The 18,838-nt window shown below is 37.0% G+C and carries 11 protein-coding genes and 1 pseudogene; 5 read left to right on the top strand and 7 right to left on the bottom strand.

The features are described 5' to 3' along the window. Positions 1-277: pseudogene (locus C7972_RS24065) on the top strand (group II intron reverse transcriptase/maturase); the annotation flags it as partial. A gap of 41 nt (positions 278-318) precedes the next feature. Here C7972_RS24065 and C7972_RS04545 read toward each other — a convergent pair. Together C7972_RS04545 and C7972_RS04540 are read right to left on the bottom strand one after the other, a co-directional pair. Continuing rightward, complete coding sequence (locus tag C7972_RS04545) at positions 319-1,173, bottom strand: hypothetical protein (protein WP_110355043.1); 855 nt, start codon at positions 1,171-1,173, stop codon at positions 319-321. Positions 1,174-1,175: 2 nt separating this feature from the next. Further along, positions 1,176-2,183 (bottom strand): hypothetical protein, encoded by a 1,008-nt coding sequence (locus C7972_RS04540; protein ID WP_110355042.1) that lies wholly within the window; start codon positions 2,181-2,183, stop codon positions 1,176-1,178. Between the two features lie 500 nt (positions 2,184-2,683). On the opposite strand from C7972_RS04540, the gene C7972_RS04535 reads away from it, so the two are divergent. Genes C7972_RS04535 through C7972_RS04525 form a run of 3 tightly spaced genes read left to right on the top strand, consistent with a single transcriptional unit; the run spans position 2,684 to position 4,315 of the window. After that, positions 2,684-3,292 carry a tyrosine-type recombinase/integrase gene (locus C7972_RS04535; RefSeq protein WP_258364770.1) on the top strand — a complete coding sequence of 203 codons (609 nt, stop codon included), beginning with the start codon at positions 2,684-2,686 and terminating at the stop codon, positions 3,290-3,292. Continuing rightward, positions 3,292-3,561, top strand: a complete 270-nt coding sequence (locus tag C7972_RS04530; protein ID WP_309148910.1) for a transposase zinc-binding domain-containing protein — start codon at positions 3,292-3,294, stop codon at positions 3,559-3,561. Before C7972_RS04535 ends, C7972_RS04530 begins: the two co-directional genes overlap by 1 nt. A gap of 46 nt (positions 3,562-3,607) precedes the next feature. Continuing rightward, positions 3,608-4,315 (top strand): group II intron maturase-specific domain-containing protein, encoded by a 708-nt coding sequence (locus C7972_RS04525; RefSeq protein WP_110355041.1) that lies wholly within the window; start codon positions 3,608-3,610, stop codon positions 4,313-4,315. Here the strand turns inward: C7972_RS04525 and C7972_RS04520 are convergent. From C7972_RS04520 to C7972_RS04495, 5 genes are all read right to left on the bottom strand, one after another. Next, positions 4,275-5,480 carry a hypothetical protein gene (locus C7972_RS04520; protein WP_110355040.1) on the bottom strand — a complete coding sequence of 402 codons (1,206 nt, stop codon included), beginning with the start codon at positions 5,478-5,480 and terminating at the stop codon, positions 4,275-4,277. The two genes, C7972_RS04525 and C7972_RS04520, sit on opposite strands and share 41 nt — an antisense overlap. 1,091 nt (positions 5,481-6,571) lie before the next feature. Continuing rightward, positions 6,572-7,762, bottom strand: a complete 1,191-nt coding sequence (locus C7972_RS04510) for a DUF4998 domain-containing protein (protein ID WP_110355038.1) — start codon at positions 7,760-7,762, stop codon at positions 6,572-6,574. Positions 7,763-7,776: 14 nt separating this feature from the next. Next, positions 7,777-9,039, bottom strand: a complete 1,263-nt coding sequence (locus C7972_RS04505; RefSeq protein WP_110355037.1) for a DUF5000 domain-containing lipoprotein — start codon at positions 9,037-9,039, stop codon at positions 7,777-7,779. Positions 9,040-9,078: 39 nt separating this feature from the next. Beyond that, complete coding sequence (locus C7972_RS04500; protein WP_110355036.1) at positions 9,079-10,998, bottom strand: RagB/SusD family nutrient uptake outer membrane protein; 1,920 nt, start codon at positions 10,996-10,998, stop codon at positions 9,079-9,081. A 15-nt stretch (positions 10,999-11,013) separates the two neighbouring features. After that, positions 11,014-14,142, bottom strand: a complete 3,129-nt coding sequence (locus tag C7972_RS04495; protein WP_110355035.1) for a TonB-dependent receptor — start codon at positions 14,140-14,142, stop codon at positions 11,014-11,016. Between the two features lie 601 nt (positions 14,143-14,743). Here C7972_RS04495 and C7972_RS04490 point away from each other — a divergent pair. Further along, positions 14,744-18,757: a hybrid sensor histidine kinase/response regulator transcription factor gene (locus C7972_RS04490; RefSeq protein ID WP_110355034.1), complete on the top strand. Its 4,014-nt coding sequence runs from the start codon at positions 14,744-14,746 to the stop codon at positions 18,755-18,757. The last annotated feature ends 81 nt before the right edge of the window (positions 18,758-18,838 follow it).

Below are 18,838 nucleotides of genomic sequence, written 5' to 3'. Positions count from 1 at the left end.
AAATCGTTTACGTTATTGTATCTGGACAGATTGGAAGAAGTCCGAGCGGAAAAGGAAAAACCTAATCCGATTGGGCGTAGACCAAGACCATGCCTATGCGTGGAGTAGAACAAGAAAAGGAGGTTGGGCAGTAGCCCAGAGTCCAATTTTGAACTCCACTATTACCCTCAAAAGACTTCAACAAAGGGGCTACCAGGCAATGTTAAGGCTTTACATGGAATTGAACCCATCAATTTACGAACCGCCGTATACGAGACCCGTACGTACGGTGGTGTGAGAGGCGCACTCCGTCAGTCAATGGCGGAGCCGTCTACTCAATTATGGGCTTTTATTAATATCATTACTATCTATCCAAGTGATTCCAAATCTATTACATATTGCACTAAATTTTTCCTTATCAAATGGTTTTTCATCTCTGAGAGTTGCCTTACCAAATTTCAGAATTTGTTTTCCTGAAAAAACAATCGGAATTGAATAAGTATATCTATCCATGTACTCAATACATTTTGCATAAAAGAACAGTGCATCCTGCATTTTATACTTTCCAGACAAAATTGACTCATAATCTTCTTTTATTGCAATATCTTCTTTCATAGTCTGACCATCTTTCACAAAAACAATATAAATCACATCACCGAGACAAGCATAAATTGACTGAGAATTAATTATATGAATAAAATTAAAATCTTCTTCATAATCTAATTGAAATTTAAATACCGAACCAAAAGGATCAGGGCTACAAGTAAAATCTCCAGAAACACAGTGAAGGAAATGTCGACTTTGCTCAAGTGGATCTGATGGACTAATAATATCACCTATTTTATTTCCCGGATTCTTTCTATCCCATTCTAAGAATTGATTTTTTAAAGTTAATCCAAAATGCATCTTATTTGCCCAACGCCATATTTCTGCATCAGAAGCATTTCCCGATTTTATTTTATTCTCTAATTGACCATATACCTCATTATTGCATTTTTTACATAATGGGATTAATAGCTGCTTATATGAAATTGTTGTTTCATTTGGTATATGTATTTTTTGATCCCACAAATTAAATTTATGCTGTAACCATTTTGGAAAAAGATGTTCAACCGTATTGGCCTTTCTTCCACAAACAAAGCATTTATCCTTTGTCAAATCGAATTCTATCAGGTCAGATTTAATCCCACTCATTTTCAAATATTTTTTGTTTCCCAAGGGAACCTTAGCTGTCCAGGATTCCAGAAAAATACTTTATTATCAATCTCGAATGAAATTGGCTTCTGTGATTCAATTATATTCGAACGATCATTTTTACGCATCATTTCTGTCATTTTCTGATTTACCAATTTATCCAACTCACTCTTAAGCTCTTGAATTTCTAAAGGATAATTCCCAATCCATTCACTAGCGAAAACAGCATACATATCCCATCCATTTGATTGCATTCTTTGTGAAAAAATAAATGCAAACTCGATTGTTTTTGTATCATTAATTAAAATATCAGACACCATCTTTTTAAACAATTCATGTGGTAAACTATATAAGCCTGTATTAAACAAAACAATACCTGATGCTTTAAAATCTTTATTTTTTTTATGCTGTTTTATTTGTCCGCTTGCTGATTTGAAATGATTCTTTAATGAATTTTTGATAATTCTATGATAACTATACGTTAATTCCCCAAAGTCTAAGGAAGGGTCGATATTAATTGCATAGTCTTTCTTTTCTTTAAAAAGCTTTGCAATATTTTCCTGTCGCTGTTTGTTTTCTAGACTTTCTTCTTGCAAATCTTTTAATTCCAATATCACATTGTTCACCTCGAAATCTGGCGTTCTTTTTTCTGTTTCTTGAATCTTGATTCCTCCAAGAGAATTCACAACACTTTCGAAATCTTTTTCACCAATTCTAGGGAACCTATAAAAATTCATGTTTAAGTTTCCATGGTCTGGAAAATCCGTAAACGAGAAGCCCTTTTCTTCTGATTCACAATATGCTTCCCAAAATTCTCCACCTTGTTCCTCACATTTGTGTTTTATTAATCTATCAATTTTTATTTCCGAGCATATGTAATAATCCTTCGACTTGCTAATGTTAAAAACATTTGAAATACTGAAATTCATCTTTTGTATCAGCAAAAAGCATTGAGCAAACTGATTCTTTTTTCTATTATATGCAGAAAATTTTACTCTTAAAATTTCCATAGCTTCTATATTTGCTCTGCTCTAATTGCCCATAACGAATTGGTATAAGAATAGTGCGCCAAGCTAAACAAGACACTGTTCGTAACAGACATCTTAGCGCATTACTTCATAGGCTTTGTTGAACGAATCCTCCCTACCGGTCGGAAGCTTTCCACAGCAAAATACAACATTTCTTATATTTATGGTACACTTAAAATTTACGTTTATGTACAAAAAAAAGTAAAACGATAGTAGAGACCGCTATCGCAGAAGTTCCGGGCTTTGAAAACCTTTGCGTGAAATTAAGGAAGAGTTTTACGATCAACGGCAAGGCTGAAAGTACCTTGAACAACTATACTCGGTGCCTGGCTCATTTGGCCCTCCATTACAAGCAAAGCCCTGAGACACTTTCTACCGAGCTGATCGATGATTATCTTTTTCATTGCAAGAACTGACACAAGACCCCATCCGAAAGTTTTTTTAAGCACACCGTTTTCGGTCTTCGTGCCATTTATAAAGTCTTGGGAATAAAAGACAGGCATGTCAAGCTCCCGCAAATAAAGCGCCAGAACAAATTGCCCGTAGTGCTGAGCAAGGCCGAAGTACGCACTTTTCTCAAAGCGCCCATATATCTCAAACACCGGCTGATGCTGGGCATGCTGTACGGTTGTGGTCTACGGAGCTACGAACTCTGCGCATTGCGCCTTTGCGATGTCGATTTTGACCGACAGACAGTTTTTGTAAAAAAGCAGAAGGGTAAAGTAGATCGGTACCTGCCCCTTGGCAAACACTTGGCACGCGGGCTCAAAAAACACATTGCAACGGAATCTCCCCGGACCTTCCTTTTCAACAGCCAGGTAACCGACAATGGGGCACCACGGCCCATTACTACCACCGGGATACAATGGGTGATAAAGGAGAACAGGGGCAAGGTAAACACCCACAAGACCATTACCGCCCATTGCCTACGCCACACCTACGCCACGCATTTGCTGGAAGCAGGTCTCAATATTATAAGCCTGAAAGAGCTTTTGGGACATGCTTTTATCGAGACAACATTGGTATACCTGCACGTTGCAAACACCGGGAGTTCGCACAAGTTCAGCCCGCTCGATACGCTATTTGAATAATGCGCAGCCACTTTAAAGTGGCCGATGTGTTGGAGATGGAGCGGGACCAGATCTCTTCCCAAACCTTTACGTGCTGGCATATGCGTACCCTACACGCCATCCGTAGATGCCGGACACCGGCCATGGGCGGACATATAGATAAGTGCGATTGCTGCCATAAACTCCACATCAGTTACAACAGTTGCAGGAACCGTCATTGCCCTGTAGCCTTACCCTTTTTTAGGGAAGGCTACAACCAGACGGAAACTTCGGTTCGTTCGCTATGCTGACGATTTCAGTATCTACACCAGACGAAGAAGTGATGCAACGGCAACGATGGGAGCAATCTCAAAGTATCTAAAGACGAAGCTTAAGCTCACGGTGAACCGAGAGAAAAGTGGCGTAAGGAAGCCTGTGCAGTTCACCATCCTGGGTTTTGGTTTGGTACCTACCTACATCAAAGGAGAGAAGGGCAAATATCAATTGGTAGTGAGCGAAAAAGCATGGAAGAGTTTAAAAATGAGGGTAAAGACAATAACCGCCAAAACCAAGCCCATGAGTTTTGATGAGCGGGTTGCCAAGATAAACGAAATCCAACGGGGATGGCTGAACTATTTTCGAGGGACAAGTATCCATGGCAAACTACGTGATCTGGATGGTTGGCTCAGGAATCGTTTACGTTATTGTATCTGGACAGATTGGAAGAAGTCCGAGCGGAAAAGGAAAAACCTAATCCGATTGGGCGTAGACCAAGACCATGCCTATGCGTGGAGTAGAACAAGAAAAGGGGGCTGGGCAGTAGCCCAGAGTCCAATTTTGAACTCCACTATTACCCTCAAAAGACTTCAACAAAGGGGCTACCAAGCAATGTTAAGGCTTTACATGGAATTGAACCCATCATGGGTTACGAACCGCCGTATACGAGACCCGTACGTACGGTGGTGTGAGAGGCGCACTCCGTCAGTCAATGGCGGAGCCGTCTACTCAATTGTGCATAGTGTTTTTATTTCTTTTTTTTCTCTAATTCCTTTATCAGATTATTAAATTGATTAAACATATCTTGAATAAGCCATTCTAGAGAAACAAATTCCATAAATGTTCTACTAAAATAATGTTCAGAAATATTAAAATTTGATACAGGAATAGCATTGTTTTTATTTATAAAATTAAATGCCCATTGTTCTTCATTTGATTGTTCCACTATAAAACCATTTCTTTCTGCAATTTTCTCAATTGTTTTGAATTCAAAAAACATAAAAACATTTAATTTTCCTTCTAAAAAATCCCAATAATAATTTGACTTATTAAAACTTAATGAAAAAGGGAAATATCCTTTTTTTGTGAATTTGTGCATATTTAAATGAACTGCAAAAGGTTTATCTAGTCCACTATTGAAAAAAACATTATTCATTTCGTCTTTATTGAAATGGTTATGAGCAACAACAAACAATAACCCATTCTCAAAGAATTCAGATTGTATTCCTTTTTCTGAACATTTTTTAATTAATTTATTAAACTTGGATGTATAATTTATTTCAGGACTACTAGTTTCTTTTCTTTGCATTACACCTTCTGTCCCATATAAATCAGTCGTTATATCTGTAGATAAATAGTCAAATACTTTTTTGGAATTTTCAGCTTGTCGTTTAACCCTTTTATTCTGTATGTTACTTGACTTTACTTCAATTGCATTTATTCCATTTTCATTTATTAATGTAATATCAGCATATTTAAGTACTGATGTAAGGTCATTTAATATTGCAATTTGATTTTTTTTATAAGCAATACGTAATATTTTTTTTTCTAAAATAAATCCTTTTTTACCAGATAAAAAACCAGCAGATTCTTTGAAATTTAATGGTTTAATATCAAGTTTATGAATAAATGTGTATGCAATTCCATCTCCAATACTTTGATATATATCTAATATCCATCTATATTCCTCAATTTGATATTTCAATACTTTGAGTCTTTCTTTTAAAGAATTTGACTCTAACTTACTTATATTTTGATTTGGTGTTTTTCTATATTTATTAATTTCTTTAATTCTTAACTTGTTTTCTCTAATTCTAGTCTCAACATAAACTGTTTTTTTTATTAAACTCTCCTGTAGAAATAACCATTTTTCAATATTTTCAAAAGGTTTTTTTCTAGCCTCGTGCAAATTATCAAGTAAAGATATTATACTCTTTCTATATCGATTAATCATTTTCGGTTAATTTGCTACAACGGGCTCGGCTATGATTAGTGTGGGGCGGTGATTTACGATTCAAATTGCGCCACAGCTCTTAGCCAAATCTTTTTGTTTTGTTTTATTTTTTTTGTCTAAAGCAAAATCCCAAAGATTTTGCGACCTCATAAATATACATAGACCTTGGCTAACAAACCCAAACCCCACATTAATTATAGCCATTGTGTGTGCCCAGCATGGGCATCTTTATCATATCTAAGATATGGTATTAATCTAGAGGGTGCAAGTCCCTTATGGGCAGGGGTAACGCCTTGAACCATTAGTAAGCTGCAAGGTTGCTAGTTGCGAAGCTAGGACTGAAGGAAGCAGGACTACAAAACTCGGTACTGACGAACAGGAACCAGATACGAGGCTGTGAGGATGGATGAGCAAGCACATCATTGTGAAGTCCAAAACACTTTTAAGTGAATGCCGTAGCAGTAGATCTGGCAGGAATCGAGGGAAACCTCGCCTATCGGCGTGGCAGGAAAGATGTCATTACCTGGGGAGGTCTCCGTAATTACGTGTTGATATAACGGAGAAGTCAGCAGAGGTCGTAGTAGTTGCCGGAAATGAGCTGATAGTAAAATCAGAGGTCTCACAAGCAACGAAGGACTGTAGCCTTCCCTAAAAATGTAGCCTTCCCCTTTTTAGGACACCTCTAAATTCGATAAATAATTGTTGTTTAGGTCAGTTAGTTTGTAATTACCTCCAGAATTCTCAATCATTATTCTCCTAAATGTTTCAGAATTTAAGTCTAATTTTAATATATCTTCATAGGGTGCGCTACTGATATAATAAAAGTGTTTTTCAACAGTATTTTTTATGGTTTGTAGCTTTTCGTCAACTACTTCCAAAAGAGCAGATAACCTATACAAGTCTCTATTAATTATGTCTGGAATATTTTCTTCCCTTTTGTAAAAAATGGAATGAGAAGTTTCGGCCCAAATATGTGATTGGAAATAAAAAAGCAGAGGGGACATTGTCCCCTCTGCTTAAATTGAACTACACGTCTTAAGGTATTGCCCTAGTAAAGAAAAGACAATTTTTTATACCGAAAGAGCATTGAATTATTCTCCATACCAAAATGTAAGCTCAGACAATGCTGAGTATGGTTCACCATTCCAATTGTCAAGAATTCTATAGCGAATATATCTTACACTGGTGTTATCGGTTAAATTTGTAATATATCCTTCGGCTGAACCATTCCAACTAGGTGCGGTTTCGTGATCGAGCAATTGGACCCAACCTTTATCGATCATTTCTTGTTCCCAATTTGGGTCGTTTGAATCCAGAGTAGTTTCCGCATCGGTTAAATCTGAAATTCCCCATATTTGAAAGCGTTTTGGATTTCTTCCTTGGCAACATCCAGTCCTTGGATCTAGTCGGACTTTAACCAAATTAGCATCAACCCCCAAATCAAATGTAAAATGATGTGGAATAAGATCCTCAACATCACCATAGCAGCCACTATGATAATAATCATTGGTTTTACCGTTCCATAAACCTGCAATACTTCCGCCATAACAATCACCTTTAACGTCAGTGGGTAGGCTGACCAAGGACCAAGTTTCTTTACCGAGCTCAAAGGCAATTTCGGGCTGAACCTGAACGGCATCGGAAAAGAATTCGTCAATTGCATCTTCTTCAGGTAAATAGACGGTGGTATAGCTAAAACCTAGCTTTGCATTAATATCATTAAGTTCTGTTTCCGTATCGGACATTGGTACTCTAATATTTACGACCTGATCATTAATGTCTGTATACGTTAAATCACAATACACCCCATCATCCACTATTCCGTTCCATACAACAATCAAATTTTCGGCATCCAGTAGTTGAATTTCTTTGATCGGTCGTACAGTGCGGACCGCAATATATTTTTCTCCATATACCTTTCCAGGCACACTAAAAGGTAACGATTTATTTCCATGAGTATCAATACTAACAAAATTAAAGTTGTAATCCTTCTCCGCAATCCCATCCAATATTTTGGTAGTAATTCCAGGTTCACCAATAATACTTACATCGAGAGAGTCAGCAAAGTCATTCCAGAATACCCTCACTGTTTCTAAATTACGGACACTAGTCGAAATATCGAACTGGATACGATTGTAACCCGTCCTTAAGGACACACTATCTACTTTTCCCGCATATACCTTGTCCTCACGACCCAAATAATCTTTAAAGTTATCTTCCATTTTGGAACAGGAAAATACAAGGCCTAACCCCAAAATCACATATACATATAAGTTTTTCATTTTTTTATTTTTAATTATTCAACTTTAACACCCCATAGCATCAATTCACCGAAATGGGCCATTGTACCATTGGACCAGTTTTCATCAATTGCGAATCTGATATACCTGACAGGGATATTAGTAGCTTCGATATCTATAAAATAATCAAGTCCAGCTTGCGATGCATCGATATCCTCAGAGGTAGTGTAATCTTCTCCGGATGGCCTGGTCATTTCGTAAGTCCCTAGTAGTTTCCATGCCGGGTCATCGATACATGGTTCCTTTGTTTCAGATCCATATACTCGCCATCTTTTTATCGTATTATGTAAAAAGGAAAATTCAGGGCCTCTTCTTTGATAATACCTAAATCGACTTAAATTGGCTGTTACTCCAAGATCAAAAGTGAAAGTAAAAGGTGGAACCCCTTCTCCTGTTTCATAGTAGGTATTGAGTTCCCCATCGAAAAGATGACTGAACTGGGTTTGTGGATTTCTAAAATTAGGACCAACATCCTCACAAGGGCCTTCGGCAATATCATCAGTATTGGGTTTTGCCCAATCCAATACCGGGGACATTACTGTATTGTCCAACTGTTCATCAAACTTCGGCTTTATATTGACCCAAGTGGTATCTGAAGAATAGCCCCAACGATTTGATACTTTTATTCCGAAAGCCTTTTCCTCATAGCCATAAGACGGATCCGTGGACAAAAAACTACCTTCTTCGAAATTGGTATAATAATCATCCAGTACCACTACCTCATTGTCTTCATTGTAACCTAGTAATTGAAGTATTAAATTATCCTTTGATAAATTTTCCTGCCAACTAACGTAAACACCCGAAAAAGTGGCTTCCATTGAAATATTATTTCCTGTAGATATATATGATGGCGTAGTTGGAGATACTATCGTAGTAATACCTTTAGAAACATTTTCATTTCTATCGACTGATTTTATAAGCACCTCATAGTCGCCGGCCTCTGGAAAGCCTTCTATTTTCAATACAGGATTATAAAATGATGATTTTACTTTGCGAAGTTCACCATTTAGTGTTATCTCGGCCATCAAATAAAGTACATCTTCATCAGGGGGAAGTAAACACTCGATAGTTGCAGAACCACTCATATTAATTACTTTGTCGACTACTGGGTCCGATGGAGCTGTACTATCTCCAGATTTCAAGTCCAAAGCATTCATTTCGCCTTCACAAGAAATTAAGATACCTATTATTAAAAAGCAGAGTGAGCCATATAAAATAGGGGTGGTTATATTCTTTAATTTTTCTAAATATATGTTCATAATTATAGTTTTAGAATTGAAATAAGTTCAATTGATTCTTTACCATCCTGGGTTTTGAATTAAATTATTGTTTACATCTATTGATGATAATTTAATTGGCCAGAAGTAATCTTTTGCTTGAAACACTCTAAATTCTAGAGCCACCCGATCAAAATACCCAGTTACGGTTTCATCATATATATTCCACTTCCAAATGGGGTTATTCATTTGGTCACTTAATTTTTTCCATCTTCTCAAATCCCAATAGCGTTGGCCTTCAAGAGCAAGTTCTATTAATCTTTCTTGATGGATAATTTCCCTTCTGCCCTGCTGGGAGGTATATTTGGATGGATTGACCGAATACTTTGTCCACGAATCCACTACTCCTTCAAGTCCAGCTCTTTCTCTAACTCTATCCACATATTCGAATATCTCGCCTTCCGGAGCTCCAACTTCATTCAATACTTCCGCATATAACAAGTACAGGTCTGCCAACCTTATCCTTGGGAAAGAATAATCTTCAGTAATGATTCCATAGGGTGCTTCGGGCTTGGTATAAATGCTCACCAATTTTTTTGAATAATATCCAGTTGCTGAGAAATCCTCATTCTGATACGGACCGGCATTTCCGCTGACCAGACCATTTAAAATATAAGGCTCTTCCTCAGATCGTATCCATAGCCCGTTATGAAACCCCAATGTTCCATAAAACCTAGACTCCCTGTTAAAGTGTAAAATAGGAGAATAATCGTTCATTTTCAAATAGGGTTGATGGTTATCCTCTGGGTTATTTAGCCTAGTGGTAAACCTATTGGTATACCAATTGTTTTCGACCCATTCCTTATCTTCTCCGATAGGCACCCCGTTTTTAGAATAAAATTGTTCAGCGATCCTCATTGTTGGACTATGAAACTGAGCAAAACTCCCATTGATCCTTTCAGAACTTGTTAACTTGGCCGCTGAATTAATTTGAATTTGTCTCGTTGATTCGGTACTTCCCCAGATAATTTCGGAGTTCCACTTTTCACAAACTGCTTGCCTTATATTAAGTACAAGAAGAACTGAATCAGATAAACTCTCAGAATCCAATAGACTATTCTCTCTATAATCAAACAAACGAGCATTTGAGTATTCATGTGCAGCGTCGATGGCCTCCTTTAGTGCCACTTGTGCCCTTGTCCATTTGGTGGGGTCCTCCCCAGAAGGGAAAAGTGAAATGCCCCGACTATCCTGCAAATGGGCAACATCAGGATTGCCATTAAAAAGGGGGCTTGCAGCCAAAGCTAGTGTCTTGGCCTTTAATGCTAAGGCAATCGGTTTTGTAACACGCCCCATTTCATTAATCGCACTTGTTATATTATTAGGTAAATTTTCTAAAGATTCATCTATAGTGCTCACAATGTACTCAACGACTTCGTCTACAGGTTCACGATACACCCTAACCTCTTCAGAATTGGCATTCAATGGTAGATTTGTATCCATAATTGGAATTGGTCCGTACAATTGAAAAAGATAGAAGTGATAATAAGCTTTAAGAAACATTACTTCTGAGATCCATCTATTTCTTTCGCTTTCATCCAAATCTGTCGGCCTGTCTACGTTCTCTAAAAAAGTATTACATATTCTGATGGCCTCCCAAAGACTTTTCCCTCCAGATCCTCCGTCCCAATAATTAGAATAAGGCGATGTTGAGTTTTGAAGTCCTCTTGAAATTTTCTGTGGATTGACATTGCCCGAATATTTGACTCTTACCGATTGATCATCATAAAATACTTCCTCACCTGCCACTAATGCAGGATTTTGATCCGGATTGGATACCTCAGGCAAATAGCTGTAACAAGTATAAAGGTAATTCATTGTGTAATTTCTATTCTGGAACGCATCGGCTATTGTCGTCACATTATCCGGAACTACATCCAAATAGTCCTTATTACAGGAAAGCGATATCAATAAAGTGGTTAGAAAAATTATTTTTTTCATAGTGTTAGTTTAAAATTATAAGTTTATGACTAGTCCTAAATTGACAACTTTCTGTATGGGATAGTTCAAGGCATTTCCCCCCATTTCAACATCCCATAATTTAAAATTCGAAAATGTCAAAAGATTAATACCACTAAAATATAATCTGGATTTCCAAGGGATTATCCGTTCTGGGATAGTATATCCTACTTCGAACGATTTAAGGCGCAAAAAGGAGCCATTTCTTAAGAACCAAGTATTGGGTTGGGCATTATTGCTATTTAATAAATCTTGTGAAGCTGCCAATCGTGGCCAAGTTGCATATAAATTTCGGTTATCTTCAGACCAATGATCATTGGCTATGAATTGGGAAAGTGCCGTATTTCCAATGGCCCCCTCATCTCCTATTGATTCTTGTTTAAATGGAGACATGGAATTGTAGTCTATCCAGAAACTTGAACGTCCAGATCCTTGAAAAAAGAACGATATATCAAAATCCTTATATCCTACAGAGGCACCAAATCCATAAATCAACTCAGGTGTAGTGGGATGTCCTATGAACGTTTGGTCATAAAAATTGATTACACCATCATTGTTCAGGTCTACATATTTGATATCTCCTCCTTGTACAGGAAGACCTGAAAACATTTGGGTTGGAGAGTTTCTAACCTCCAAATCATCAATAAAGAGGCGTTCTGCCACATATCCTAATTGTTGACCTATAGGTTGGCCAACACGGGATAGCCACGGTGCATTGGGATATGAAGGTTCTTCGTACTTTAGAAACTTACTTTTGGAAAATGTCAAATTCCCCCTAATTGTAGCCCAAAATCGGTCGCCACCTATCAAATTGTAATCGGCTGAGAGATCAAATCCTTTACTAGCCGCTTCTCCAATATTAGATTTTGGCGTATAAGTTAACCCCATAGTGGTCGGAATATCACTACGTGACATCAAGATATTGGTTCTTTTTTGATGATATAGGTCCAACCTTACATCCAAGTCATTAAACAGACCCAATTCGATACCAACATCGGTTTTATACGCTTTTTCCCAGGTAATATCTTCGTTGCCATATCTGTTAATCCTTGTCGTTTGGGAACTTTCTCCAAAATTGTTTCCAAACCTACCGTAGCTTCCGGCATTTAGATTTACATCCGATAAATAAAAGAATCGCTCCGATTCATCACCTATTCTGTCATTACCCACAATACCGTAAGAGGCACGTAGCCTGAACTTGGTAACTATGTCATTGATTTTGGAATTTTTCCAAAAATCTTCCCTAGAAACGGTCCAGCTTAATCCAGCAGATGGAAAGAATCCATACCTGTTTTTACTGCTAAATCTTTCCGAACCGTTATAACCAAAACTGAGATTCAAATTATACTTATTATTATATCCATATGTAAATCTTCCTGCCAAACCTAAATTTCGAAATGGCAATGAGGATTGGAAATCAGTAGCCGATCCTGATAATTGTTCTCGCATAGTGTAAACCAGTACACCGCCTAAAGCATGCTTTTCATCAAAAACCCTGTTATAGTTTAATGCACCTTCCATGTACACCAAATTGGTAGCATCGGTTGCGGTACCTTCCAGATCCAAGGTCTGACGGCCTGTAGCTGGGTTAATTTCCCTTAAAGTATATTCGTTGGTTTGTTTATTGTACAAATTCAGTTCATAGTATAATGGATTGTAGGAACGCCATATTGAAAAATTCGATTTGGTAGATGAATTAATAAGCATTCTTAAATCCAGGCCTTTGGTAATGAAATCCAGCTTTTGCGTTAGCTCCAAAATTGCGATTACTGTCGAGGACCGTGTGTCCCTATATCCTCTATGCAAATCGGCATAAGGGTTGTAATATTGAGGGGAGTCGTTGCCAACATTGCCGAACAAAATGTGTGATGCGCTTGAAAAAGCAAGATCAGGTTCATAGGTGGCTGGAAACAACACAGGGTTAGCATTTAAACTGCTATTATAAACATCATTACCAGATGGGATAGGACCTCTATAATTGTCAAATTGGGCACTTACCTTAATTTTAGCCAATGTGGTATTGGTTAAATTGACATTTATGTTAGATCGAACGCCATATTTTTTAAGGTTGATATTATTATCAAATCCATTACTTTCAGGAACATTTAAAATTCCATTATCATTTGTAATTGTCCCAGCAATATAATAACTGGCTATCTTGCCTCCACCAGATAGATTAATGCTGGTTCGGCTATTAGAAGCAATGTCTTTTGTCATTAAGTCCAACCAGTCTACAGCAGGATAGGCATATGGATTTACTGCATCCCTAGTTTTGTCAATTTTTTCAAGAGAATAAGGGCGGTGTGCCAATGGTGTTCTGGTTGCCACGGCCTCATTGTGCAGCTCCATAAAAGTAACCGGATCTGCCATTTCAAATTCTCTGGTCGGGGAGGAAATGGATTGTTCCTGCCTAACATTGATTCTAAGTTTACTTTCTCGTCCTTCTTTGGTAGTAATCAGCACTATACCATTTGCTGCTTTAGCTCCATATAAAGCTGTCGCCGTTGCATCCTTAAGAATCGAAAAACTGGCAATATCATCTGGGTTTAAATTAGCCAAATCCTGAGAGGTCAATTCTACATTGTCTATCAAAATAAGAGGATCGGGAACACCCGAGCCAAACGTTGTAACCCCACGGATAAAAAATCGTGAGTTATCATCTCCAGGTGCACCACTTTGTTGGTAAGATATCAATCCCGCCAACCTACCTGCCAAGGTTGTTGTAAGGTTGCTCGAGGGGATGCGCAATTCTTCCGGTCGTATTGTAGTTATAGCAGAAACAAGGCTACCCTTTTTCTGTTTACCAAACGCTACGACAGTTACCTCATCCAATTCATCGTGACTTGCCGCCATCGTAACATTGACAACTGTTTGGTCTTTTACTGTTATAATTAGATCTGCCATACCAAGATATGAGAAAACCAATTTGTCATTAGTATTCACTTCAATAGTGTATTTACCGTCAAAATCTGACATTACACCATTAGTTGAACCTTCAACTATAATATTTACACCTGGTAAAGGATTTCCATCCGCATCCAACACTTCACCCGTAACTTGGATTTGTTGGGCCATACTTGTGATGGTAGTGAAAAGTAATAGAAATAGTGATAATAAATTCTTCATTTACAATAAGTATTTAGTTTTAAATTTAAATGCTACTTAGATTAAATCCCATCCGTTTAGGATAAGTTGATTTTAGGCCATCGCAGGCAAAATTGATTGATTATTAAGACTAATTATTTTGGTTGCTCCCTCCGTAGAATTTCCTTTTAATTGGAGGGATTCAATTAAATGACATCTTCTCATAAGCCTATTTGATTTTTAAGGTTGATAATTGATTTAGTTAATATTTGCGTCGTTCTTAAATTCTTATTTTTAATATATGGTCCTGTCTCAAGAGTTCGTAACCATATCTTTTTTTTATAAGGAACTGTGATTCTTAAAGGAGTAAAACTAGCCATATACTTAAGTAATCGAGGGTTACTTTTTGATTAAAGAAGAGGCAGTATTGTATTGTTGCAACGGAAAGAATTGACTTAAATAGGGGTGAAATCGTATTTCCTGCCAGAGGTTTTGGTCCCTTGCTTATTTTTGTAAGTAACTGGAATTTTGTTCCCGTTAGGTATTCATGAGGTTACTGTATTTATGATAAAAAAAATAAGGCAGTAAATAATTTTTTTTTATGTCCTTAACAACAAAATAAACAACGACAAAGCAACGATATATGAACAGGGTGATTATTTTACTTATTATCTTTACTTTTTCTTGGGAAACGTTTTCCCAGGAAGATGAAAAAAAGGATATTGCAATTACTTCCTTTAAATTTTCTAGTGGATTAAATAGTGACAATGTTAGGCATATCATCCAAGATTCTTTAGGGTATATCTGGGTGGGTACCTCAAATGAGCTCTACAAATTTGATGGTCAATCAACCTATTCCTTGTCCTTGTTTGAAGAAAAGGACTCCTTGTTCTATATCGAACACCTCTTTAAGGATAATTACGGGAATATCTGGATTGTCACCAGTATTGGCATCAGGATTTTCGAGTTTACTACCCAAAAAATAATCGCGCCACCTTTGGAGTTTGATCAGTATTCAATTTCATCATTTTACCAAGGAGAAGGAGAGGATTTATGGTTTTCGACAAGTGAAGGCGAAATGCTTTATTATACACCAGAGAATAAAGGTTTGATTGCGTACCCATCCTCCCATGATTCCCCTATCACAACAATAGTTCCTTTTACTAAAAATGAATTGATCTTGAGCTTTGAAAATTCCCAGTTTGAGACATTCAATACGGACAAAAGGACATTCAGTTCGGATGTGGACCTTGAGAAGTTGAATTTGGGGAATGAGCCTGTTTACAATGGCGTAAAATGTGAAAACGACGAGATTATTTTGGCGTCACGGAAAAGATTATTTCAATTGGGCCAAAATAAGAAGTTGACGGAGCTGGAGATGATATCCAACACAAAAGACAATAAACAGGCCCTATTTATATCGGATCTTTTGAAGGTCAATGATTCTATTATTTGGATAGCCACAGATGGACATGGTCTAATGAGATATAATCGAAAATCCAAAAGAATTCAAGATTTGGATTTAGAAAGCGAGTTTCCAATTTATGCTATTAGCTCGCTCTTTATGGACAGGAACGAAATAATTTGGATAGGCACCACCAATTCTGGTTTAAAGGTTTTTGATCCACACCAATCCAAATTTTCCCATTGGGGCTATGAAAAAGGTAATCTAACAGGACTTAGCAGTAATTCTGTGTTGTGTCTCAGTGAAACGTTAGATGGCCGTATTTTGGTAGGATTGGATGGTGGCGGCATTAATATTTACGACACCGAAACTAATTTATTTGAGCACTACCTGCATCCGCAAAAGGATAAGAATGTAATAAATTCCATTATAGCAGATCATAAGAACAATATTTGGGTAGGTACCTATTTAAATGGTTTAAATCTGTTTCGCGAGAAGAATTCGATTTTCTCTTTTATAGACCATCCTACAGCCGACACCAAACACAATGAAGTGATAAAAAGTCTGCACATCGACAGCAAAAAAAATCTTTGGATAGGTACTTCAAACGGTGTTTTTGTCCACGATTCAGATGGAATGCTCATTAGGCATATTAACAAAACTGACGAAGAGGACCGCCAGGATCTAGGTTTGGTAATGTGCATCCAAGAAATGGCCGATTCATCTATTTGGATTGGAACCAATAACCTTTTGGCAAGATATCTACCTTCACTGGGTATCATGGAAAAAGTGAATTTTGATGATTCCAATCCTATTGTGACCTCTATTCTTGAAGTTGATGATGTCGTTTGGATAGGGACGAAATCGGGATTATTCCAATACGAAACCAAAGATGGTACGACGAGGAAATATACTACGGATGATGGCCTATCCTGTACGGTAATTAATGGGTTGTTGAACGACGACATGGGTAATTTATGGTTAGCTACTACACAAGGTCTTTTTCAATATGATATTAAAAGGAATAAATTCCGAAATTTTGGTTTTGATGATGGATTTGAAGGCCAGTTTAACGAAAATGCCACTTTAAAGGGTAGCGATGGTAAACTTTATTTCGGCAGTACAAACGGGGTATATAGTTTTTTTCCTACCCAAATTAAAAAGAACCACAAAATTCCACCTATAGTTATTTCTAAAATTTCAATATACAACCAAAATAAGAGTCATTTGGATTCCATTAATTCCGTTGATTCTAGAAACCTTATTAATCAAAACGAAATTGAGTTGGCTTATGACCAGAATATTTTCTCTATTGATTTTGTAGGTATTAACTTCACCTTGGCTAATAAAAATGAATATAGGCACATCCTTCATGGATTTGATAAATTCTGGAATAAAACCGATAGGCAAAGAAAAGCAACATATACGAATGTGCCACCTGGGGAATATGTGTTTCAAGTTAAGGCTTCAAATAACGATGGAGTGTGGAACAACGATGGAAAAACTCTAAAAATTAGGATTAATCCGCCATGGTATAATACCGTTTGGGCCATTAGTTTATGGATAATCATGGCATTGCTGTTCTTGTTCTATGTGAATAGGTATATATGGAGACAAATTAAATTAAAGGAAACATTGCGGACAGAGCGTATGGACAAACTTCGACAGGAAGAGGCCAACGAAAACAAAATTCAATTCTTTACCAATATAACCCACGAACTTAGAACCCCCCTTACCCTTATTCTCGGTCCCATTGATAAACTCATAACGAATACCAAGGTAGATTTGTCTCAAAGAAAGCAATTGCACCTTATTAAAAAAAATACGAATAGGTTGCTAATTTTGATCAACCAGATTCTTGATTTTAGAAAATTGGAATTAGGAGAGATAAAAATTAATATATCCAGAATCAATTTAGTCCTGTTTATTGGTGAAATATGTGATTCTTTTAAAGAGATGGCGAATGAAAAATCTATTTCAATACAATATACACCCCATATAGACAACCTTGAGGTACTGTCTGATTCAGGCACCATTGAAAAGATCATGTTTAATCTTTTGGCAAATGCAATTAAATTCTCGTCGGAAAATGATGAAATTGAAGTCGATCTGAGCATGGATCAACATACGAATGAAGCGGTAATTGATGTAATAGATATGGGCAAGGGAATACCGGAAAATGAACTTTCCAATATCTTTAAGCGCTTTTATCAAGTAAAGAGTAATACTAATACTGGTACAGGAATCGGATTGGCCCTAACCCACGATATGGTAAAATTGATCAAAGGAACTATACAGGTAAAAAGTAAATTAGGATCTGGAAGTACCTTTTCAGTTCGATTACCTCTTGGAAGCAGCCATTTCAATATGGAGATTCCGGAAATTGACTCTTCCAACGAAGAAATGGAAAACGGGAATGTCCCAATAGTATTTAAACAAACAGAAGAACCGTATTTGCAAGGTGATCAACTTGAATTGGCGTCCAATAAATATTCGGTGCTTGTCATCGAAGATGAAAAGGACCTACGGAAATATATTGTAGAAAGCCTTGAAGAGTTTTTTGAGGTATGGGAGGCCTCAAATGGAGAAGATGGTTATAAAATGGCAATAGACTTGAATCCTAATCTCATAATATCTGATATCTTAATGCCAAAATTATCTGGACTGGAACTATGCCAACATTTGAAATCAAATTTTTCAACTAGTCATATTCCTATAATTCTTTTAACAGCTTTGACATCCAACAATCAAAAAATTGAAGGCATGGGTAAAGGCGCGGACGATTATATTACCAAACCTTTTAATAGCGAACTGCTTATACACAAAGTGCATAATTTAATCAAGAACCGTATAAAATTAATTGCACGTTTTAAAACTGAAATAGCAATGGAGCCTGAAGCTATCACTTCAACTTCGGCAGATGAACAATTCCTCAAACAAGTTATAGAGATCATCAAGGATAATATATCGGATTCAAATTTTAAGGTTGAACATATAACCAACAAAATTGCAATGAGCAGAAGCCCTTTCTATAAAAGGTTGAAAAACCTTTCAGGGCTTTCCCCCAATGAATTTATAAGGATGGTCCGAATGAAGCATGCTGTCCAACTACTAACAAAAAGTGATAAGAATATTTCTGAGATTGCTTATGAAGTTGGATTTTCCTCACCCAAGTATTTTAGATTGTGCTTTAAGGAACAATTTGGACAAACCCCATCAGAGTTCGGAAAAACTCCCCAAAGTAATTTATGATCACTCCCTTATGCCAAATTAACCTGAACCTACCTAAGCAATCAAAATAAAAGTTTCAGGAAGACCCAATTTTGTTAAATT

This window comes from Arenibacter sp. ARW7G5Y1 (assembly GCF_003201775.1).
GTDB lineage: Bacteria > Bacteroidota > Bacteroidia > Flavobacteriales > Flavobacteriaceae > Arenibacter.
Note: the sequence above shows the minus strand (reverse complement) of the source record. Positions and strands in the feature narration are given on the sequence as shown.